Below are 19,341 nucleotides of genomic sequence, written 5' to 3' on the forward strand. Positions count from 1 at the left end.
CGAGCTTTCTACCTGACGATGGTCAGGCGTTCGGCGGCCCGGGTGATGGCTGTGTAAAGCCAGCGCTGGCGCGTTTCCTTGAAGGCCCAGCTCTCGTCGAACAGCACGATCTCGTTCCACTGCGAGCCCTGCGCCTTGTGCACCGTCAGCGCATAGCCATAGTCGAAATCGTCGAAGCGCTTCTTCTGCTGCCAAGGGATTTCCGCGTCCGGATCCTCGAACGCCGCCTTCAGCAACTTGATTTTCGCGACGCCGCGATCCGGATCGTCCTCCTCGGGTGAAACCAGAAGATTGATGCCGGGCTTGACCGTCTCGCGCGACGAGGTCATCACCTTCCACAGCGAGCCGTTGAGCAGACCCTTGGCGGGATCGTTGCGCAGGCACACCAGCTTGTCGCCGGCTTGCGGATAATCGGCATTGAAGCCCTTGAGCTCGCGCAGGCGCTGGTTGTAGCGCCGCCGCGTGCGGTTGATGCCGACCAGCACCTGGTCCGCCCTCAGCACCAGTTCCTGATTGACGTCTTCCTTGCCGATCACCTTCGCGGTGCCATAGTCGCCACGCATGAATTCGCGGCCCTCGCGCACGTCGAGCGCCAGCCGCAGGATCGGATTGTCGCGCGCCTGCCGGTGGATTTCGGTCAGCAGGAAGTCCGGCTCATGGTCGGTGAAGAAGCCGCCACCCGAGATCGGCGGCAACTGGCCGGGGTCGCCCAGCACCAGGATCGGCGTGCCGAAACTCATCAGGTCACGGCCAAGCTGCTCGTCGACCATCGAGCACTCGTCGATGACGACCAGTTTGGCGCGCGAGATCGGGCTCTGCCGGTTGAGTGAGAAGGTTGGCGACATCGAGGTCTTGCCGGTGACCTCGTCGGCCACCGATTCCTCGCCCTTGGGCCGGTAGATCAGCGAATGGATGGTGCGGGCGTTGACCGCGCCCTTGGAGCGCAGCACCTGGGCGGCCTTGCCGGTGAAGGCTGCGAACTGCACCTGGCCGTCGACATGTTCGGCGAAATAGCGCGCCAGCGTCGTCTTGCCGGTGCCGGCATAGCCAAACAGCCGGAACAGCTGCGGCGTGCCGGTCTTCAGCCAGCGGGCGACCGCTTGCAGCGCCTCATCTTGTTGGGGTGAAAATTCCATCTGATCGTGTGACCGGATTCGCGAGGCAAACACAAGATCGCCGCCACCACCATCGACACGCCGGTGGCGAACTTCCCTGCTGTTCAGGCTATCAGCCGCAAGCAAGAACGTAAAGGGAACGAAAATTCAGTTGGCAGCGTGCGGATCGTTCTCCAGCAGGATCGGCTTGCCGTGTGGCGTGGCGTGCGCGGCGCGCTCCCAAGCCCGCGCCATCGCATCGACGTCCGGCTTGGCAGCCAGCCCCTTGGACGCGAGCAGCCCTTCCAGCGCCGCCAGCCAATGCTCGTAATAGTCGTGGCCATCCGCCGCGGCATCCGGCTTCTTCACCTCGGCTGACAGGGCATCCGCCCATTCGTTCCACGAAAACAGGCCCTTGTCGTGCAGCGCCACAGTCATGGCGAAGGCTTCGGCCTGCCATGGCTCGGCGAACACCGGTGCGTCGAAGCCGGCGGGCAAACTGGCGGCGGATCCCTTCGCTTCAGGCCGGCTCAAGATAGCTCTCCCAGGCGTCGATCGAGACGGTCAGTGTCGGGTCGGCGCCCTCGCCCCAGATTTCCGTGCCATCGAAAACCACGGTATAGACCCATTGCGGATTCTCGCCCTGCCCATGCGCGTTGCTGTCGGGAAAGACGAAGCCGTCGCGCACCGCCTCGATGGTGCCCTGCTTGTCGCGCGCATAGCGCGGCAGCCTGGTATGGCCGGTCGGGTTGAAGTTTTTCGTCCGCACCGAATCCCCGGCCTTGAAGCGTGGCGCTGTCTCCACCGGCCGATCGCAAGGACCGCCCTTGGCCAGCACAGCGGGAACGTTTTCCGCCTTCAGCACTCTTTTGGGTGTCGCCGCCGGATCAATCGCCTCGCCCGCCCCGAGGTCGCGCTCGCTGACGAAGCCGTGCCGCTTGAGCAGGATCTCCAGTGCCTTGATCCAGATCTGATAGTAGCTGGAGCTGTAATAGTCGGCCGGATGCAGCGATTCCCGCGCGTGCCGGCTCTCGTCGATGTTCCAGGCCCCCATGCCGCCGGCGCAGAGCGTCACGCCGAGCGCCCGCCGCTCCCACGGAGCATGGAAATAGGGTTCATCCTTTTCGGGCGCGACCGGCCCGAACCCCATCTGTCCGCCGAGATCTTGCGGCCCATTCATGCCCGTTGACTCGCCAGCGCGGTGCCGATCATGGCATCGCGGCTCACCAGCTCGGCCAGCCGCTCCTCGCTCCAGCCTTCGGTTCCCTCCGGTCGCATCGGCACGACGAGATAGCGCAGTTCCGCTGTCGAATCCCAGACGCGTATCTTCGTCCCGGCCGGCAGCACCAGCCCGAACTCCTCGAGCACGCCGCGCGGATCGATCACGGCGCGCGACCTGTAGGGCGGCGCCTTGTACCACACCGGCGGCAGGCCAAGCACCGACCACGGATAACAGGAGCACAATGTGCAGACGACGAGATTGTGGGTATCGCCGGTGTTGAACACCGCCTGCATATGCTCGCCTTGCCGACCGGTATAGCTCAGCGATTCGATCGCCGCCGTCGCGTCGCGCTTCAGCCACGCGGCAAAAGCGGGATCGCTCCAGGCCTTGGCCACCACCCGGGCGCCGTTGCGCGGACCGATCTTCGTCTCGTAGGTATCGACAATGACGTCGATCGCAGCCGGATCGATCAGCCCCTTGCGGGTCAGGATGGTTTCCAGCGCGCGCACCCGCGCGGCAAACGGATCGAGTTCGTTGTCGTGGTCATGATCGTGGGACATGACGGCAAACTAAAGTTCCGATCCGCCGGCCGCAAGTATCACGGCTTGGGCCAGCGGAACTCGGTGCGTGGCGACCTGCTACTCGGCGGCGGTCTTCTGCGGCTCACCGGGGATGTCGTCATTGGTGCCGAACAGCGAGGGCTGGTCGCCCTCTTCGACCAGGTGCAACTCGGCCTTGCGCTTCGGCATGAGTCCGACCAGCCAGCCCGAGAAATTCTCCATGTAGACGTAGATCACCGGTGTCACGAACAGGGTCAGCGCCTGCGAGGCGAGCAGGCCGCCGACGACGGCAACGCCCAGCGGCTGGCGCAGTTCCGCGCTGGCGCCGGTGCCGAGCGCGATCGGGAACGTGCCCATCAGTGCCGCCAGCGTCGTCATCATGATCGGCCTGAACCGCATCAGGCAGGCTTTGTGGATGGAATCGGTGGCCGACATGCCCTCTCGTCGCAGTTCAAGCGCGACGTCGACCATCATGATGCCGTTCTTCTTGACGATGCCGATCAGCATCAGGATGCCGATCACCGCGATGACGGACAGATCCATGCCGGCGAAGCGCAAGGCGACAACCGCCCCGAGCACAGCCGACGGCAGGCCGGTCAGAATGGTGAGCGGGTGGATGAAGCTCTCATACAGAATGCCGAGCACGATATAGATGGTCAGGATGGCGCCGCCGACCAGCAGGCCCTGGTTGGCAAGCGAATCCTGGAAGGTCTTGGCGGTGCCGGCGAAGGTCGTCGAGATCGCCGTCGGCATGCCGATCTGCTCTTTCAGCGCGTCGATGCGTTTCACACTGTCGCCCAGCGCCACGCCCTGCGGCAGGTTGTAGGAGATCGTCACCGCCGGAAGCTGGCCGAGCTGGTTAACCGTCAAGGCTCCGGCCGTGCGGTCGACCCTGGCGAAGGCGCCGAGCGGCACCAGGCTGCCGCTCGCCGTCCGCATCTGGATGGCAAGCATCCGCTCCGGCGACCATTCGATCTTGGGATCGAGTTCGGCGATGACTTCGTAACTGTCGGCCGAGCCGAAGATCGTTGAAACCTGGTCGGTGCCGAACCCGCCATAAAGCGCCGAGCGCAGCGTGTCGGTGTCGATACCGAGTTGGGCGGCCTTGTCGCGGTCCACCACCAGCGTCGCCTGCAAGGCGTTGTTCTGCAGGTCGCTGGTGACGTCGGTGAAGGTCGTGTGGTCGGCCGCCATCGCGTCATTCAGTTTCTGCGCCCACTGATCCGTCAGGCCGGTATCGAGGCCCTGAACCACAAGCTGGTAGGCACTGGCCGACGAGCGCGAGCCGAGCCGCAGATTCTGCACCGGCTGCATGTAGGTCTCGATGCCCGCCACGCCGGCCAGTTGCTTGCGCAGATCCGCAAGCACCTTCTCGATATCGGGACGCTGGTCCTTGCCCTTGAGCTGGACGAAGAGCTGTCCCTGGTTCAGCGCATTGTTACCGCTGCCCGCCGACCACGCCACATGGTCGACATAGGGTGACTTCGAGAACACGCTGGCCACCTGCCCTTGCAGCTTGGCCATGGCGTCGAACGAAATGTCCTGGCGCGCGATGGTGGTCACCGAAATCTGGCCGATATCTTCTTGCGGGAAGAAACCCTTCGGCGAAACCTCGATCAGCCACACCGAGGCTGCCGCGGTGCCGACGAAGACGAGGAACACCAGGAAGGTGTGCCGCAGGCAGAAGCTCAGAATCCGATCGTAGCCGCGCGTGAGGAAATCGCGCTTGTGGCCAGCACCATGTGCCTCGCGGTCGGCCTTGGTCACCGACAGCAGCCGCGAGCACAACATCGGCGTCAGCGTCAGCGACACGAACATGGAGGCCAGGATGGCGACGGTCACCACGACGGCGAACTCGTTGAAGATGCGCCCGATCACGCCACCCATCAGAAGCACCGGGATGAACACCGCCACCAGCGAGATCGAGATCGAGATGATGGTGAAACCGATTTCGCGCGCGCCCTTCAGCGACGCGTCGAAGGCCGACAGCCCATCCTCTTCCATATGGCGGAAGATGTTTTCGAGCATCACGATGGCATCGTCGACGACAAGGCCGACGGCGAGCGTCAGGCCCATCAGCGATATGTTGTCGATGGAAAAGCCGAACAGGAACATCGCGCCGAGCGTGGCGATCAGCGAGATCGGCACCGCCACGGCCGGGATGATGGTCGCCGTGACGCGACGCAGGAACACGAAGATCACCATCACCACCAGCGCGATGGTCAAAAGCAGCGTGAACTGCACGTCGTCGACCGCCTGGCGGATCGAGCTCGAGCGGTCGTTGAGCAGCTTGATCTGGGCTGCGGCCGGCATCTGGTCCTGGAAGGACGGCAGCATCGCCTTGACCTTGTCGACGACGTCGACCGTGTTGGCGTCCGGCTGGCGCTGCACCGCCATGATGATCGCGCGGGTACCGTCATACCAGCTTGCGGTCGTGGTGGTCTGCACTGAATCGACGACACGGGTCACCTCGCCCAGCCGCACCGGGTGGCCGTTCTTGGTAGCGATGATGAGGTTTGAGAAACCGGCCGCGTCGGTAAGCTGCGTGTTGGCGGTGATGGTGAGCTGCTGCTTGTTGTTCTGCAGCACGCCGAGCGGCGTGTTGCTGTTGGCGGACGCGACCGCCGCCTGCAGCTGATCGATCGAGATGCCGCGCGCGGCAAGCGCGGTCGGATCGATCTGGATGCGCACCGCGTATTTCTGCTGGCCGAAGATCGAGACCTGCGCGACGCCGTCGATGGTCGACAGCGACGGCGAGATGACGTTTTCGGCGAAGGCATCGAGGTCGGTCAGTGGCACCGTGTCGCTGACCAGCGACATCAAGAGGATCGGCGCATCGGCCGGATTGACCTTGCGGTAGCTTGGCGGCGCCGTCATTTGCGGCGGTAGCGATTTCTGCGTGCGCGCGATCGCCGCCTGGACGTCGGCGGCGGCCGCGTCGATGTTGCGGTTGAGCACGAACTGGATGGCGATCGAGGTCTGGCCGAGCGAGTTGGTGGTCGAAATGGAATCGATGCCGGCGATGGTCGCGAACTGCTTGATCAGCGGCGTCGCCACCGACGTGGCCATGGTTTCCGGCGAAGCGCCGGGCAGCGAGGCCGAGACATTGACGACCGGGAATTCGGCGCTCGGCAGTGCCGCCACCGGCAGGAATTTGTAGGCGAACAGTCCGCCCAGCACGAGGGCGAACGACATCAGAAGGGTGGCGACCGGCCTGCGGATACAGAATTCGGAGATCATTGGGCCGCCTCGCCGGCGTTGGTCGCCTCGGCAACCTTCGGCGCGGCCGCCTTGCCTTCATGCACCGCGGCGCCGTTCTTCAGCCTTGTCTGGCCCTCGGTGACGACCTTCTCGCCGCTTTTCAGCCCCTGGCTGATGGCGCTGTTTGCGCCTTCGGTCAGCGCCACCTGCACCGGCCGCATCTCGACAGTGCTGTCCGGCTTGACCACGTAGACGAACGGCCCCTTCTGGCTGGGCTGCACCGCCACGGTCGGAACCGAGGTCATCCGCGGCATGATGCCGGCGTCGAGCACGACATTCACATACTGGCCCGGCCAAAGGGAAAGATCGGCATTCGGAATACTTGCCCGCGTCGCGATCGTGCCCGATGCGGTGTCGACGCTGGAATCGACGAAATCGAGCGTGCCCTTGCCGATCGGCGTCGGGTCGCCGTTCTGGATCAACGTCACCGCGTTCTGCTGCGGATTGGCAAGCGCCTTGTGAAGCAGCGCAAGGTTGCTTTCCGGCAGATTGAAGTTGACCTGCAGCGGGTCCATTTGGGTGATGGTCACCAGTGGCGTCGCCGTGCTGCTGTTGCCGTTGCTGACGGTGACGAGGTCGCCGACGGCGACATTCACGGCACCCAGCCTGCCGGCGATCGGGGCGGTGATGGTGGCAAAGCCAAGCTGGACATTGTCGGCGTCGATCGTCGCCTTGTCGGCATCGACGGTCGCCGCCGCCGCCTTCTGCGCGGCAACGGCCTGGTCGTAGGTCTGCTGCGTACCGGCCTGCTTGGCGACAAGGTCCTTGGCGCGCTGAAGGTCGGAGTTCGAGCTGGCGAGCAGCGCCTGGTCCTTGGCAAGCGCTGCCTGGTCCTTGGCGAGTTGCGCCTTCAGCGCCCGGTCGTCGAGCGAGAACAGGAGGTCGCCCGCCTTCACCATCTGCCCGTCCTTGACGTCGATCGACACGATCTGGCTGGAGACGCGCGCATTGATGTTGACCACGGCCGGAGAGGAGACGAAGCCGATGGCATAGCGGCGGATCGGGAAATCCGCGGTCGTAGCCGTCGCCGAAACGATTGACGCCGAACGGGCACCGTTGCCGCCACCCGCCGCCTTGTCCCCCGTCGCTGGCTTTTCGGTGGCTGGCTTGTCGGTCGCTGGCTTGTCTGTCGCGGCGACCTGCTTTGCGCCGAGGAACTGCTGAGCCTTGTTCAGCGCGTCCGGCGACAGATAGAGCCAGGCCGCGCCGACACAGGCGACCGCCAGCAATGAAAGCATGACTTTTCCACGCATCGACAAAAGACCTCTCCGTCCGACACGCCATAGCCAGGTGGTCGTATTCTAGCGCAATTCCCGGCTCACTGCCGCGATTTCGCCGAATAGATAGGACGCGGGTTTGTCGGAAAAGGGCCAAAACACGGCATTACGAAGATTTAATGTGCACTGCACAATAGCTGTGCAGCCTGTCCCGCTTGGCGTGGTTCTGCGATTGTCTGCGCCTGTCGCAATGCCCGAACTGAACAACAGCTGTGTCGTCACAACCACAACTAGGTCGCATTGGCAGTATCAGCAGAGGCTCCTACAGATGTAGCTTTCATCTGGATAGTGTCAGACAGACCCTCATTTCTAGAACAGCTTGAACACCGAAAATTTCCACCTTGGGATATCCAAACGGATTCGCGGTCTCGCGTAGCGTGTTTCTCCGCAGGCCGAACAATGCGCGCCGGGACGTTGCCCCGCAAGTTGACCTTCTCTGATCTGCTGCATTTTCTTTCCTTTTCCAAGGAGTCTCCCGATCTGACACCTCACCCGCCTGATCCCGGGCGAGTTATCAACAAGCAACTACGAATTCTGCAGCCAACGAACCAAAATGCCCGTGCTTGCGGGCGGATATAATCGCATGCTAACGAAGCCATTTCATGTAATTTAGTGAATCGGCTTAAGTAGCCTTGGGGGAAATTTATGCCGTTTGCAATCGGGCTTCGCTTCTACCGTATCACCGTCAGAAAAAAGGGCGAGAAAGATATATTGCCTGTTGGCCCTGGCTCGGAGCCATGCGATCTGAACGACTACATGAACGATTTTGTCGCAAAAAGAACTAATGCGACAGTGGAGACCTCAGAGCCTCGGACATGGTTCTTTGAACGAAAAGACACAAATTCGATCCGAGCCACGCATGGCTATCTGAATTATGGTACTCATGGATTCGAGAGTAAGCTCAAGGATGTTAATACTCGCCAAGAGAAATACAATCGCCAAGCGTCGGATCTTGAAGAGATTCCTTTATATTTCCAGATTTGGACCCCTAGCGACAGTAAATTCGCGATCATCGCGTTCCAGTCTTTTCAAGGGCGATCGTGTGTTAGTTTTGTTCGCGCTGCGATGGTTCGTGATTTTCAAGAACGGTTTCCCAGCTACATAATGAGCTTTCAGGTTCTAGTACCTGCAGCTTCTTTGTTGGATACTGCCCCAGTTAAGACAATAACGTTCATAAAACCCCGCAAATCAAGCGATCGTGCTGACCGCATGCTGGGCAAGCCCATGGATGAGGTCGACTACGAGCTTACGGTCAGGGCCAAGAAGAGGGGAGGCGTTCTGGCCACGTACAGCGAATTGCGGAAGCTGATGTCGCAGAGCAGCGACGGATTCGTGGAATTTGATGGGCACGAGTTCGAAGGGGCAAAAGCAGACGTGAAAATGGGGCGAAAACGGAGAACTGTTGGTGTCTTTGGTTCGGGCATAGATGCGGGTCTTATCGACATCTCGGAGAACGTAAAGCGAGCCAAGAGCGGCCATCCAGTATTCGAGAGCATAATGTCAGAGGTGGATGACCTGATGGAAGAGCTCTATGGCAACCTAAAGACTTGAGATGCAAAAGATAAATATTACAGCCGTTATAAAATGGCATCTCAACACCCTTCGAGATGACAAGGGGCGGCTAATCTGGGCCGACTTGGCCACCTTCTATGGCGCTCCTATACTCCTTGGGGCTGGGTTCTATGTATTAAATTATAGGGTGCCGAGGGACGCTATCGAACTTTCGGTAACAGTTTTCTCGATTTTCGCCGCGTTGCTGCTTAGTGTTCAGGTTGCCCTTTACAGCGTCTCGCTTAGACCTCTTTCTCCCCCCGACGATCCGAAGAAAGCCAAGGCTTTCCAAGCGGTCGCGGCGACACGAACTACGGTGATCCGAGAGCTTAACGACAACATCGCATATCTTATTTTGCTATCGGTGATCTGGATTAGTGTACTACTTGCGTTGTTCGTTCTGAGCTGCCTGGGACGCGGTGCTTCGGCATTTGTCTTTGCAATGTTCATACACTTTCTTCTCACGCTCCTAATGGTGGTGAAGCGCGCCAGTATCGTATTTTCACGCGAGTATGAAACATAGCTCTAGCCCTGAGATGATCGCCAATGCCTAGCGCAGCATCGGCCAAAGCGTCGCCGCCAGCAGCACGCCCATGGCAATGTTGAACCATTTCAGCCGCACCGGGTCGGACAGGAAGCCGCGTAGCGCCGTTCCGAATCCGGCCCAGACCGAGACACTGGGAAGATTGACCACGGTGAAAGCCACGCCGATCAGAATGACGGACAAGAATGGCCGTTCGGGATTGGTGTAGACGGCCATCGCGGTGATCGCCATCACCCAGGCCTTGGGGTTGACCCACTGGAAGGCCGCGGCATCGATGAATCGCATCGGCCGCGCATCCGTCTCGCCCTTGCCGCTGAGCGAGCGCGACATGGCGATCTTCCAGGCGAGGTAGAGCAGATAGACGGCGCCGGCGATCTTAAGCCCGGTGTGCAGCGCGGGGAAGGCGGTCAGCACCGCCCCAAGCCCGAAGCCGACGGCAAGCAACAGGACGAGAAAGCCGATGCTGATCCCCAGCATGTGCGGCACAGTCCTGGCGATGCCGAAATTGACGCCGGAGGCCAGCAGCATGAGGTTGTTCGGGCCCGGCGTGATCGAGGTCACCAAGGCATAAACGAGCAGTGCGAGGAATGCGTCGAGGGACATGATATCCTCCCAGATACGTCAGCACTATTGTCATTTTCAGACGGTGCACAAAGGCCAGTGCCGAACGTTGGTCACGCCAGTCCCTACACTCCTGGAAATTCAGATGGGTAAGTCGGCCTACATGCCCTGCGGGCCGCGGTTCATGGCTGCCACGCCGGTGCGGCAGATCTCGACCAGGCCGAGCGGCTTCATGATGGCGATGAACTGGTCGAGCTTGGAGCCCTTGCCGGTGATCTCGAAGATAAAATGCTCGGTGTTGGCGTCGATGACGCTGGCGCGGAACGCGTCGGCGAGCCTGAGCGCCTCGACCCGGGCCTCGCCGGTGCCGGCAACCTTGACCAGCGCCAGTTCCCGTTCCAGCGGCCGCTCCTGTCCGAACTCGTGCGAACGCACGGTGAGATCGACCACGCGATGCACCGGCACGATGCGCTCGAGCTGATGCTTGATCTGCTCCAGCACATGCGGCGTGCCGCGCGTCACGATGGTGATGCGCGACAGGTGTTTTTCATGCTCGGTTTCCGAGACGGTCAGGCTCTCGATGTTGTAGCCACGCCCGGAAAACAGGCCGATGACCCGGGCGAGCACGCCCGGTTCGTTATCGACCAGCACGGAAAGCGTGTGGTTTTCCGGCCGTTCCGTTTCCTTGGCGATGAAGTAGGCGGAACCGGTGGGTTGAAGGTGCTGTGCGTTCATGACATGAATCTCAAATTCTTGATCTAACTATCTGTTTCCGCACGGCTTATCTTGACAAGCCCTGCCCCGGTCCGTCGTCTACACCAGTTCCCTGCCCTTGGCGTCGATTGCATTGGCCACTACCTCGTCGGTGGCCTCGTCCGGCAACAGCATCTCGTTATGCGCCTTGCCAGACGGGATCATCGGGAAGCAGTTGGCGAGCGTCGCCACGCGGCAGTCGAACAGCACCGGTTTCCTGACCGAGATCATCTCCTTGATCGCGTCATCCAGTTCGTCTGGCTTGTCGCAGCGAATGCCATGGCCGCCATAGGCCTCGGCCAGCTTGACGAAATCGGGCATCGCTTCGGTGTAGGAGTGCGACAACCGATTGCCGTGCAGCAGCTGCTGCCACTGGCGCACCATGCCCATATACTGGTTGTTGAGGATGAAGATCTTGATCGGCGCGTCGTGCTGCACGGCGGCGCTCATCTCCTGCATGGTCATCTGCACCGAAGCATCGCCGGCAATGTCGACGACCAGCGCGTCGGGATGCGCGATCTGCACGCCGAGCGCGGCAGGCAGGCCGTAGCCCATCGTGCCCAGCCCGCCCGAGGTCATCCAGCGGTTCGGCTTCTCGAAATGATAATGCTGCGCCGCCCACATCTGGTGCTGGCCGACCTCGGTGGTGATGTAGGTGTCCATGTCCTTGGTCAGCTCGTACAGCCGCTGGATGGCGTATTGCGGCATGATCACGTCGTTGTTCATCTTGAAGGCGAGGGAATCGCGCCCGCGCCATTTGGCGATCTGCTCCCACCAGGGGTAGAGCGCCTTCTTGTCGGCCCTGGCGGTTGCCCGCCACAGCCGCACCATGTCTTCCAGCACCCGCCCGACATCGCCGATGATGGGCACTTCGGTGTGGACGTTCTTGTTGATCGAGGACGGATCGATATCGATGTGGATCTTGCGCGAGTTCGGCGAGAACGCATTCAGCCTGCCGGTGATACGGTCGTCGAAGCGCGCGCCGATGCAGAGCATGACGTCGCAGTCATGCATGGCCATGTTGGCTTCGTAGGTGCCGTGCATGCCGAGCATGCCGAGCCAGTTCTTGCCCGACGCCGGGTAGGCGCCGAGCCCCATCAGCGTCGAGGTGATCGGGAAACCGGTGAGGTCGACCAGTTCGCGCAAGAGATGGCTCGCTTCCGGGCCGGAATTGATGACACCGCCGCCAGAATAGATCACCGGTTTCCTGGCGCCGGCCATCAGTTCGACCGCCGCCTTGATCTTCTCCAGGTCGCCCTGGACCTTGGGCTGGTAGCTGGTGCGCGGCGCGATCTGCGGCGGCACATAAAAGCCCTTGGCGAACTGCACGTCCTTCGGGATGTCGACCACGACCGGACCGGGACGGCCGGTCGTCGCGACATGGAAGGCCTCGTGGATGGTCGCGGCGAGTTCGTTGACGTCCTTCACCAGCCAGTTGTGCTTGGTGCAGGGCCGCGTAATGCCGACCGTGTCGCATTCCTGGAACGCATCGGAGCCGATGAGCGAGGTCGGCACCTGACCGGTCAGGCAGACCAGCGGGATCGAATCCATCAGCGCATCCTGCAGCGGCGTCACCGCATTGGTGGCTCCGGGACCCGATGTCACCAGCATGACGCCGGCCTTGCCGGTCGACCGCGCATACCCCTCTGCCGCATGGCCGGCGCCCTGTTCGTGCCGCACGAGGATGTGCTCGACCTCGTCCTGCTGGAAGATCTCGTCATAGATCGGGAGAACGGCGCCGCCGGGATAACCGAAGACATGCTTGACGCCATTGTCCTTCAGCGCCTGCACCACCATTTCGGCGCCGGTCATTTCCCTACCTGCCATCTCGCGCCGCTCGTTCTGTCCATTGCTCATCGGTCTGGTCCCGTACTGTCCGCCACTGGGCGTTGCTGGTCGTTTAGTCGTGTTTCAGGCAATAAAAAAGGCCCCCGAGGGAGCCTGTGTCTGCGCATGGGGGGTTTTCGCCCGGCGGTTACACCGCCTTGCCCACGCGCCTTCCTACGAGAATGAGTGCCGTTTTCATGGTGGCGGACCATAAAGGCGAAGTCGCGGGGTCGTCAATGGGGTACCGCACGAATTCACTCAGCCGTGAGATCGGCTCCGCCGCGCGCTACCATAGTACAGTTGAGCCCATCCCATCGACGCACCACTATGCCGGGCTGACGACGTGCCTGGGAGGAGACGCGTTGCCGGCGAATGGGAGTCCCATCCCCAGGCAGGGAGGTCCTGGCCGGCCGCTTGCTGTTCCAGTGGAAGCCTGAACAGGCGTTCTTGGAAACCGACAACCGGAGGAGAAACCATGCTCGAGAGAACACCCACCACGAAGGCGCAGGCCCTGCTCGACAAGCTTGGCAAGGCGCTGGAGACCGGCGACATCGACGCGGCGGTCAACTGTTTCCAGGCGGATTGCTACTGGCGCGACCTCGTCACCTTCACCTGGAATCTCAGGACGATGGAGGGCCAGGAGCAGGTCCGCGACATGCTGAAAGCAACCCTGGCTGGAACCCGGCCGAGCGACTGGAGGGTGGCCGAAGGCGAGGAGGCGACCGAGGCGGACGGCGTCACCACCGCCTGGATCACCTTCGAGACCGAGGTGGCGCGCGGCTTCGGCCTGGTGCGGTTCAAGGGCGACCTGATCTGGACCTTGCTCACCACCATGGCCGAACTCAGGGGCCATGAGGAGAAGGCCGGTTTCAATCGGCCGCTCGGCGCCAAGCACGGTCACGGCAAGGACAGGAAATCCTGGCGCGAGGAGCGTGATGACGAGATCGCCGAACTCGGCCGCGGCAAACAGCCTTATGTCGTGATCATCGGCGGTGGCCAGGGCGGCATTGCGCTCGGCGCGCGCCTGCGCCAGCTCGGCGTATCGGCCATCATCATTGAGAAGAACGAGCGTCCCGGCGATTCCTGGCGCAAGCGCTACAAGTCGCTCTGCCTGCACGATCCGGTCTGGTACGACCATCTGCCCTATATCGACTTCCCCAAGAACTGGCCGGTCTTCGCCCCGAAGGACAAGATCGGCGACTGGCTGGAGATGTACACGAAGGTGATGGAGCTGAACTACTGGTCCTCCACCTCGGCTAAATCCGCGAAATACGACGACAAGACCAAGGAATGGACCGTCGTGGTCGAACGCGACGGCGAAGAGATCGTCCTCAAGCCCAAGCAGTTGGTGCTGGCCACCGGCATGTCCGGCAAGGCGAACTGGCCGAAATACAAGGGCCAGGACATCTTCAAGGGCGAGCAGCAGCATTCCTCGACCCATCCCGGCCCCGACAAATATCGCGGCAAGAAGGTCGTGGTCATCGGCTCCAACAACTCCGCCCACGACATCTGCGCGGCTCTCTGGGAGGGTGGCGCGGACGTCACCATGGTGCAGCGCTCCTCCACCCATATCGTCAAGTCCGACACGTTGATGGATATCGGGCTCAGCGCACTCTATTCCGAGCAGGCGGTGGAGAACGGCATGACGACGCGCAAGGCCGACCTGATCTTCGCCTCCCTGCCCTATCGCATCCTGCACGAGTTCCAGATCCCGCTTTACCAGCAGATGAAGGAACGCGACGCGAAGTTCTACGCGGACCTGGAAAAGGCCGGCTTCCTGCTCGACTGGGGCGATGACGGCTCAGGCCTGTTCATGAAATATCTGCGCCGGGGTTCGGGTTACTACATCGATGTCGGCGCCTGCGACCTGGTCATAGACGGCTCGATCAAGCTCAAGAGCGGACCAGGTGCGGCGGTGCGGGAATTGACGCAAACCGGCGTCAAATTCGCCGATGGCACCGAATTGCCGGCCGATCTCGTGATCTACGCCACAGGCTACGGCTCGATGAACGGATGGGCGGCGGACCTCATCTCGCAGGAGGTGGCCGACAAGGTCGGCAGGGTCTGGGGCCTTGGCTCCAACACCGCCAAGGATCCCGGCCCCTGGGAAGGCGAGCAGCGCAACATGTGGAAGCCGACCCAGCAGGAGGCGCTGTGGTTCCATGGCGGCAACCTCCATCAGTCACGCCACTATTCGCAATATCTGGCGCTGCAGCTCAAAGCCCGGCAGGTTGGCTTGCCGACACCAGTCTACGGGCTGCAGCAGGTCCATCACAAGGGATAGTCAGCTTCTCCTGCATCGACACGGTGAACCTGTCCCGCGTCGGCGACATCGAACAAGGCGGCAACGGCGAGTTCGCCGCTGGGGCTGGTCGGCGATGGCGTGAAAACGCCCTCGTCAGCCAAACGCTCGCGGCAGGGCCGGTATGCCGCCACCGCGCTTTCGCGGTCGAAGCAGAAGCACATGGCTGTCTCCTCCTGATGATTGGTCTCGTCAGGGCCGATTGGCGAAGTCGTGCACGACGCGCTGCAGCAACGGCACATAGTCGCGAAACGCCCGCGTCCGCATATTGGCGACCTTGCCGCCCTCGTCCCAGATGCGAACCCGCACCGCTTCCTCGTGGAACGGGTTCTCGCGGAACGCAGCCACCTCGTCGGCACTCATCGCTCCGCCCTGCAGCGACAAGGTATGAACCGAAGCCGGCGACAGCCTGGAGAAATAGGTCGGGTCGGTGGCGCAGAGATAGCGCTTGGCGGCAACGTGCAGCCGGACGCACTCGACGATGACAGGCGGGAAGAACGGTGCCAGCACTTCGCCGCCGGCCTCGTCATGGTGCTTGTCCTCGACATCGTCGGGCGAATAGGTGCCGAACTCGCTGGTGTAATGGCCGATGTCATGCAGCAGCGCGGCGGCCACCAGCACGTCGGGGGCTCCATCCTGTTCCGCCAGCCAAGCCCCTTGCAGCATATGCTCGGACATCGTCACCGGCTCGCCGAGATAGGATTCGGCGCCCCGGCGCTCAAAAATGTCGGCGATGAATTCGACGATGGTGTCCGCGTTCAGATCCTGGCCGATCATTCCGCGGCCTCCTTGAAGCCGTGTTCGATCGCCGCGAGCGTCGACAACAGGCCGTCCTTGTCGGCGTAGCATCCCTGCAGCCAGCGCTTGCCGGTGCCGGAAAACGCCTTGCGGGCATGCATGACGCGGGTGTTGTCGACGATGAAGGCCTGGCCGGGCTCGAGCTTGAAGGTGACTTCGAAGGATGGATCCTCGATCAGCTCGGCGAAGCGGCGGTAGGCGGCATAATAGGCACCCATCTCGGCGAACGGCACGTCGACGGTCGGCGCCAGCGAACGGTTGTTGAAGCGGATGCAGATCAGTTCGCCGTCGGGTCCAAGCTCGATCATCGGGCGCTTCGCCTGCAGCCGCACGCCGGACGACCCTGCATATTCGAACCGCGCCGCATGGGAGCTCAACAGCCGAAAACCTTCGGGATTTTCCGCTTGAAGGGCGGCCGCGACGGCAAAGCCGTCAACGACGCTGGATTCACCGCCCTCCACCGTGTTCTCGATGCAGGACAGGATCTGCAGCGTCGGCACCGGATCGCGATAGGGATTGTCGGTATGCGCCTGCAGGCCGAGATTGGTGTAGGCGAGATTGTTCGGGTTGACCTCGGCGCGTACTTCGAACCAGCGCCCGTAATTGGACTCCCTGATATAGCCGAACAGGTCGGACACCTTGCACAGCGCCCCGGATTCGGCCGGCAGCCCGTCCATCACCGCAAAACCATAAGTCCTCACCGCCGAAAGCCATTCGCGCAGGACACCGCGGCCATGCAAGGCCGCCGGATAGCTGGCGCGCGGCACCGCGTTCTGCATCGTCGCCCTGGTCCAGCGCTGGATGACATCGCCTGTCCAACCAGGCTGGCGTGTCTCGTCGCGATCATAGGCGTTCGCACGCAGCCATTGGGCGGGAAAGCTGACCGTTTTTCCCTCCGGCTCGAAGCTGATCTCCAGCGCTCCGGCCTTGATGGCGGCAGCGCCAATTCTCGTCTTCGCCGGAATGTCGAGGATGGTGATCAGGCGTTGGCCATTGCCGGCGCTGCGCGTCTTGTCGTCAAGCGCGTTGTCGCGCAGCCAGACGGCGTGGAAGCGGGTACGCTTGCCGTCTGTCCAACCAAGTTCGATTGTTCTGCCTTCATCGCCAACCAGCACGTGGGTGAGCATGGAATCCGTCCTATCCGCCTTGTTGCCCACGGTTCGTGCCGTGGTTTGGATTGCATGTTGACCTCCCAAAAGGCATAATTCCAATTATCATTTTTTGGTCAATGGCATCGATTTGATGATGGCTCGGCGAACCGTCCCTACCCTCCCTCCACTCGACTGGCTGCGCAGTTTCGAGGCTGCGGCACGGCTGTCGAACTTCACCGCGGCGGCAGCCGAACTCGGCCTGACCCAGGCGGCCGTCAGCCAGCACATCCGGCTGCTCGAGGAAAGGCTGAAGACGCGTCTGTTCTCGCGGCTGCCGCGTGGGGTCGCGCTATCGCCGGAAGGTGCCGCCTACCTGCCCCACATCCAGTCGGCCTTCGCCACCATTGGCAGCAGCACCACGGAACTGTTCGAACCGCGCGCCGTCCAGACCGTCTCGCTCCGGGTGCCGATCTCGTTTGCGCTGCTGGCGCTGGTTCCGGCGCTGCCCGACCTCGCCGAGGCGCTGCCGCGCATCCAGCTTGATCTGGTGACGATCCATCGCCCGACCGACTACGATTTGCCAGGCTCGGCGCTCGACATCCGTTTCGGCAACGGATCCTTTCCCGGACGCGAGGCCGAGAGGCTGACCGCCGAGCGGCTTGTGCCAGTGGCAAGCCCGGCCTTGGCCAGTGCCGCCGACTGGACATCGCTGCCGCTGCTTCTGGTGGCCGGCGCACGCGAGATGTGGGCCGAATGGTTCGCGGCAGCCGGATTGGCCGGCCATCCCCGGCGCTCGCATCGCTTCGACAGTTTCGTCGCCGCCATGCATGCGGCGAGCGCCGGTGCCGGCGTGCTGCTGGGGTCGCGGCCCCTAATCGACGCGGCGCTCGACGGCGGAGCGCTGGTCCGGCTTTCCGTTTTTGAGCTGCCCAGCACGTCAGGGCATTTCCTGACGAGGCCGTCGACCGCGCACCTGACCAGCGCCGAGCAGGATTTCCGCCATTGGCTGCTGAAGCGCCTCGCCGGGAAGGCATGAGTGACTGGCGTTACCGCGACGCTGTGCCGATGCGCTTCCAGTAGATCAGCGTGCCCGTCAGCCCGCCATGCGGCTTCAGCGCATAGTCCGGCACTTCGCCGGCCAAGGTGAAGCCGAGCTTCTCATAAAGTCCCGAAGCACCCTCTTCGCTCGCCGTATCCAGAACCAGCAGCGTGCGCCCCTTCTCCGCCGCGAGGCGTTCGGCGGCTCGCATCAGGCGCGTCCCGACACCCCTGCCCCGCTGCCCGACCGATGTCATCAGCTTGGCGATCTCGGCCCGATGCGGCTGATTGGGCGGACAGTCGAGCAGCAGGGTGACGGTGCCGACCAGAGCGCCGCCGTCCCATGCCCCAAGCACCATTCTTTGCCCTCGTGCCGCCGCGGCCAGCGACGTCTCCCAGAACGCGCTGGCAACATCCAACGCCAGCGGATGCATGAAGCTGACCGATCCGCCGGCGGCAGCCGTTTCGACCAGCAGATCGGTCAGCTGTGCGAGTGTTTCCCGGCTTGCGGTCAACGGCCCGATTTCTATGACGTTCATATCTGGTCCTCTGGAAACGATTGATGGGTCGACAGCGCCGCTTCAGTCGAGATGGCGCACACGCCGCCGCTTGCGCGCGGCCTTGATGGCGCCGATGCGTTCGGTGTCTTCTTCCTTGAGATGCCGACCGCGCTCCAGGATCTCGAGCGTGTACTCCTCATAGGTCAGGCCCAGCCGTTCGGCCTTGTCCATCCGCATCAGCATGACTTCGCGGCTCGGCGCCTTCCATGCATTGGCGTGCGCGGCCTGCCAGGCCAGGAAGATGTATGGATCGCCCTTGCCCCATGGCGGCCCCTTGTAGTCGTCAAGAGGCGGCCCCCCATTGTGGGAGCGCTTTGGCCGTCGTGCCATGACGTCAGCTCCTGACCAGGGCGACGAGATAATCGGCGCCCGGCTCCAGCGCATGAAAGGTGCAATCCGACGGCGCTCCGAGCGCCAGGCAGTCGCCCGGTTCGAGCCTGTGCACCTGGTCACCCTCGGTGAATTCGAGTTTTCCCGAGATCAGCCAGATCTGCTGCTTGATGAAGGCGTAGGAAGCCGCCGGCAAGCTGACCTTCGCGCCCGCCGGCAGATGGACCTTGATCAGTTCGAGCGGCATGTCGCAGGCCGGCGACAAATGCCGCCTGACATAGCCTGTGTCGGGGTCGCGCCACACTGGCTGGCCGGCCGCGCGCAGCAGCCCGCCACCCTGCAATTCCGCCCGTGCGATGAGGGTCGAGAGCGTCATGCCGAAGGCAGCCGCTATGCGCACCAGAAGTGCCGCCGTCGGGCTGGTCATGCCACGCTCGATCGTGCTCAGCATTGCCTTGGAAACACCGGAGTGTTCGGCGAGCTCGGCCAGCGACCAGTCCCGCATGGTCCTTTCGGTATGGATACGCCTGCCGATGGTCGAGGAAATGTCGTTCGCTATATTATCCATTCGT

The 19,341-nt window shown here is 62.5% G+C and carries 19 protein-coding genes; 4 read left to right on the forward strand and 15 right to left on the reverse strand.

The window, feature by feature from the left end; all coding sequences use genetic code 11:
• Positions 1-8: 8 nt before the first annotated feature.
• The 6 genes from FJ527_RS05945 to FJ527_RS05970 all read right to left on the reverse strand — a co-directional run bounded on the left by FJ527_RS05945 (position 9) and on the right by FJ527_RS05970 (position 7,390).
• Positions 9-1,136, reverse strand: coding sequence for an ATP-dependent RecD-like DNA helicase (locus tag FJ527_RS05945; RefSeq protein WP_140822160.1), 1,128 nt, complete (start codon positions 1,134-1,136; stop codon positions 9-11).
• Positions 1,137-1,262: 126 nt separating this feature from the next.
• Positions 1,263-1,628 (reverse strand): nitrile hydratase accessory protein, encoded by a 366-nt coding sequence (locus FJ527_RS05950; protein ID WP_015317299.1) that lies wholly within the window; start codon positions 1,626-1,628, stop codon positions 1,263-1,265.
• Positions 1,615-2,274 (reverse strand): nitrile hydratase subunit beta, encoded by a 660-nt coding sequence (gene nthB, locus FJ527_RS05955; protein WP_140822162.1) that lies wholly within the window; start codon positions 2,272-2,274, stop codon positions 1,615-1,617. Before nthB ends, FJ527_RS05950 begins: the two co-directional genes overlap by 14 nt.
• Complete coding sequence (nthA, locus tag FJ527_RS05960; protein WP_140822164.1) at positions 2,271-2,876, reverse strand: nitrile hydratase subunit alpha; 606 nt, start codon at positions 2,874-2,876, stop codon at positions 2,271-2,273. Before nthA ends, nthB begins: the two co-directional genes overlap by 4 nt.
• 78 nt (positions 2,877-2,954) lie before the next feature.
• Positions 2,955-6,116, reverse strand: a complete 3,162-nt coding sequence (locus FJ527_RS05965; RefSeq protein ID WP_140660968.1) for an efflux RND transporter permease subunit — start codon at positions 6,114-6,116, stop codon at positions 2,955-2,957.
• On the reverse strand, positions 6,113-7,390 hold the full coding sequence (locus tag FJ527_RS05970; protein WP_140822166.1) for an efflux RND transporter periplasmic adaptor subunit: 1,278 nt from the start codon (positions 7,388-7,390) through the stop codon (positions 6,113-6,115). Before FJ527_RS05970 ends, FJ527_RS05965 begins: the two co-directional genes overlap by 4 nt.
• Before the next feature lie 669 nt (positions 7,391-8,059).
• Between FJ527_RS05970 and FJ527_RS05975 the strand changes: the two genes are divergently transcribed.
• Both FJ527_RS05975 and FJ527_RS05980 read left to right on the forward strand, forming a co-directional pair.
• Positions 8,060-8,965 carry a hypothetical protein gene (locus FJ527_RS05975; RefSeq protein ID WP_140822168.1) on the forward strand — a complete coding sequence of 302 codons (906 nt, stop codon included), beginning with the start codon at positions 8,060-8,062 and terminating at the stop codon, positions 8,963-8,965.
• 1 nt (position 8,966) lies between these two features.
• Positions 8,967-9,488, forward strand: coding sequence for a hypothetical protein (locus FJ527_RS05980; protein WP_140822169.1), 522 nt, complete (start codon positions 8,967-8,969; stop codon positions 9,486-9,488).
• Between the two features lie 27 nt (positions 9,489-9,515).
• Here the strand turns inward: FJ527_RS05980 and FJ527_RS05985 are convergent, their stop codons facing one another.
• From FJ527_RS05985 to FJ527_RS05995, 3 genes are all read right to left on the reverse strand, one after another.
• Positions 9,516-10,112 (reverse strand): LysE family translocator, encoded by a 597-nt coding sequence (locus FJ527_RS05985; RefSeq protein WP_140822171.1) that lies wholly within the window; start codon positions 10,110-10,112, stop codon positions 9,516-9,518.
• Positions 10,113-10,229: 117 nt separating this feature from the next.
• Positions 10,230-10,805, reverse strand: coding sequence for an acetolactate synthase small subunit (gene ilvN / locus FJ527_RS05990; protein ID WP_013894763.1), 576 nt, complete (start codon positions 10,803-10,805; stop codon positions 10,230-10,232).
• 78 nt (positions 10,806-10,883) lie between these two features.
• The gene (locus FJ527_RS05995) at positions 10,884-12,680 is read right to left on the reverse strand and encodes an acetolactate synthase 3 large subunit (RefSeq protein WP_140822173.1); all 1,797 of its coding nucleotides are present in this window, start codon (positions 12,678-12,680) and stop codon (positions 10,884-10,886) included.
• A 445-nt stretch (positions 12,681-13,125) separates the two neighbouring features.
• Between FJ527_RS05995 and FJ527_RS06005 the strand changes: the two genes are divergently transcribed.
• Positions 13,126-14,934, forward strand: a complete 1,809-nt coding sequence (locus tag FJ527_RS06005; RefSeq protein WP_140822175.1) for an NAD(P)/FAD-dependent oxidoreductase — start codon at positions 13,126-13,128, stop codon at positions 14,932-14,934.
• Here FJ527_RS06005 and FJ527_RS06010 read toward each other — a convergent pair.
• The 3 genes from FJ527_RS06010 to FJ527_RS06020 are packed head-to-tail and all read right to left on the reverse strand — an operon-like array spanning position 14,922 to position 16,877.
• Positions 14,922-15,116: a hypothetical protein gene (locus FJ527_RS06010; protein ID WP_140660965.1), complete on the reverse strand. Its 195-nt coding sequence runs from the start codon at positions 15,114-15,116 to the stop codon at positions 14,922-14,924. The two genes, FJ527_RS06005 and FJ527_RS06010, sit on opposite strands and share 13 nt — an antisense overlap.
• Before the next feature lie 28 nt (positions 15,117-15,144).
• The gene (locus FJ527_RS06015; RefSeq protein ID WP_140822177.1) at positions 15,145-15,729 is read right to left on the reverse strand and encodes an HD domain-containing protein; all 585 of its coding nucleotides are present in this window, start codon (positions 15,727-15,729) and stop codon (positions 15,145-15,147) included.
• Positions 15,726-16,877 (reverse strand): gamma-butyrobetaine dioxygenase, encoded by a 1,152-nt coding sequence (locus tag FJ527_RS06020; protein WP_140822179.1) that lies wholly within the window; start codon positions 16,875-16,877, stop codon positions 15,726-15,728. Before FJ527_RS06020 ends, FJ527_RS06015 begins: the two co-directional genes overlap by 4 nt.
• A 118-nt stretch (positions 16,878-16,995) precedes the next feature.
• Between FJ527_RS06020 and FJ527_RS06025 the strand changes: the two genes are divergently transcribed.
• Entirely contained in the window at positions 16,996-17,877 is an 882-nt protein-coding gene (locus FJ527_RS06025; RefSeq protein WP_140822411.1) for a LysR family transcriptional regulator, read from the forward strand.
• A gap of 10 nt (positions 17,878-17,887) precedes the next feature.
• Here FJ527_RS06025 and FJ527_RS06030 read toward each other — a convergent pair whose 3' ends face one another.
• From FJ527_RS06030 to FJ527_RS06040, 3 genes are read right to left on the reverse strand one after another with little or no spacing between them, the layout of a single operon-like run.
• Positions 17,888-18,418 carry a GNAT family N-acetyltransferase gene (locus tag FJ527_RS06030; protein ID WP_140822181.1) on the reverse strand — a complete coding sequence of 177 codons (531 nt, stop codon included), beginning with the start codon at positions 18,416-18,418 and terminating at the stop codon, positions 17,888-17,890.
• 42 nt (positions 18,419-18,460) lie between these two features.
• A complete protein-coding gene (locus tag FJ527_RS06035; protein WP_015317285.1) occupies positions 18,461-18,769 on the reverse strand; it encodes a hypothetical protein in 309 nt (102 codons plus the stop codon).
• Positions 18,770-18,773: 4 nt separating this feature from the next.
• Positions 18,774-19,337: an XRE family transcriptional regulator gene (locus FJ527_RS06040; RefSeq protein WP_140822183.1), complete on the reverse strand. Its 564-nt coding sequence runs from the start codon at positions 19,335-19,337 to the stop codon at positions 18,774-18,776.
• Between the last annotated feature and the right edge of the window lie 4 nt (positions 19,338-19,341).

It is taken from the genome of Mesorhizobium sp. B2-4-18 (genome assembly GCF_006441385.1).
Classification (GTDB): domain Bacteria; phylum Pseudomonadota; class Alphaproteobacteria; order Rhizobiales; family Rhizobiaceae; genus Mesorhizobium; species Mesorhizobium australicum.

Excerpts from the sequence above, each read along its gene's own strand:
- FJ527_RS06020 (WP_140822179.1), bottom strand. The coding sequence starts at position 16,877 with ATGCTCACCCACGTGCTGGTTGGCGATGAAGGCAGAACAATCGAACTT.
- FJ527_RS05995 (WP_140822173.1), bottom strand. The coding sequence starts at position 12,680 with ATGAGCAATGGACAGAACGAGCGGCGCGAGATGGCAGGTAGGGAAATG.
- FJ527_RS05975 (WP_140822168.1), top strand. The coding sequence starts at position 8,060 with ATGCCGTTTGCAATCGGGCTTCGCTTCTACCGTATCACCGTCAGAAAA.
- FJ527_RS06010 (WP_140660965.1), bottom strand. The coding sequence starts at position 15,116 with ATGTGCTTCTGCTTCGACCGCGAAAGCGCGGTGGCGGCATACCGGCCC.
- FJ527_RS06015 (WP_140822177.1), bottom strand. The coding sequence starts at position 15,729 with ATGATCGGCCAGGATCTGAACGCGGACACCATCGTCGAATTCATCGCC.
- FJ527_RS06025 (WP_140822411.1), top strand. The coding sequence starts at position 16,996 with ATGGCTCGGCGAACCGTCCCTACCCTCCCTCCACTCGACTGGCTGCGC.
- FJ527_RS05980 (WP_140822169.1), top strand. The coding sequence starts at position 8,967 with ATGCAAAAGATAAATATTACAGCCGTTATAAAATGGCATCTCAACACC.
- nthB (WP_140822162.1), bottom strand. The coding sequence starts at position 2,274 with ATGAATGGGCCGCAAGATCTCGGCGGACAGATGGGGTTCGGGCCGGTC.
- FJ527_RS06035 (WP_015317285.1), bottom strand. The coding sequence starts at position 18,769 with ATGGCACGACGGCCAAAGCGCTCCCACAATGGGGGGCCGCCTCTTGAC.
- FJ527_RS05985 (WP_140822171.1), bottom strand. The coding sequence starts at position 10,112 with ATGTCCCTCGACGCATTCCTCGCACTGCTCGTTTATGCCTTGGTGACC.
- FJ527_RS05945 (WP_140822160.1), bottom strand. The coding sequence starts at position 1,136 with ATGGAATTTTCACCCCAACAAGATGAGGCGCTGCAAGCGGTCGCCCGC.
- FJ527_RS05970 (WP_140822166.1), bottom strand. The coding sequence starts at position 7,390 with ATGCGTGGAAAAGTCATGCTTTCATTGCTGGCGGTCGCCTGTGTCGGC.
- ilvN (WP_013894763.1), bottom strand. The coding sequence starts at position 10,805 with ATGAACGCACAGCACCTTCAACCCACCGGTTCCGCCTACTTCATCGCC.
- nthA (WP_140822164.1), bottom strand. The coding sequence starts at position 2,876 with ATGTCCCACGATCATGACCACGACAACGAACTCGATCCGTTTGCCGCG.
- FJ527_RS06005 (WP_140822175.1), top strand. The coding sequence starts at position 13,126 with ATGCTCGAGAGAACACCCACCACGAAGGCGCAGGCCCTGCTCGACAAG.
- FJ527_RS06040 (WP_140822183.1), bottom strand. The coding sequence starts at position 19,337 with ATGGATAATATAGCGAACGACATTTCCTCGACCATCGGCAGGCGTATC.
- FJ527_RS06030 (WP_140822181.1), bottom strand. The coding sequence starts at position 18,418 with ATGAACGTCATAGAAATCGGGCCGTTGACCGCAAGCCGGGAAACACTC.
- FJ527_RS05965 (WP_140660968.1), bottom strand. The coding sequence starts at position 6,116 with ATGATCTCCGAATTCTGTATCCGCAGGCCGGTCGCCACCCTTCTGATG.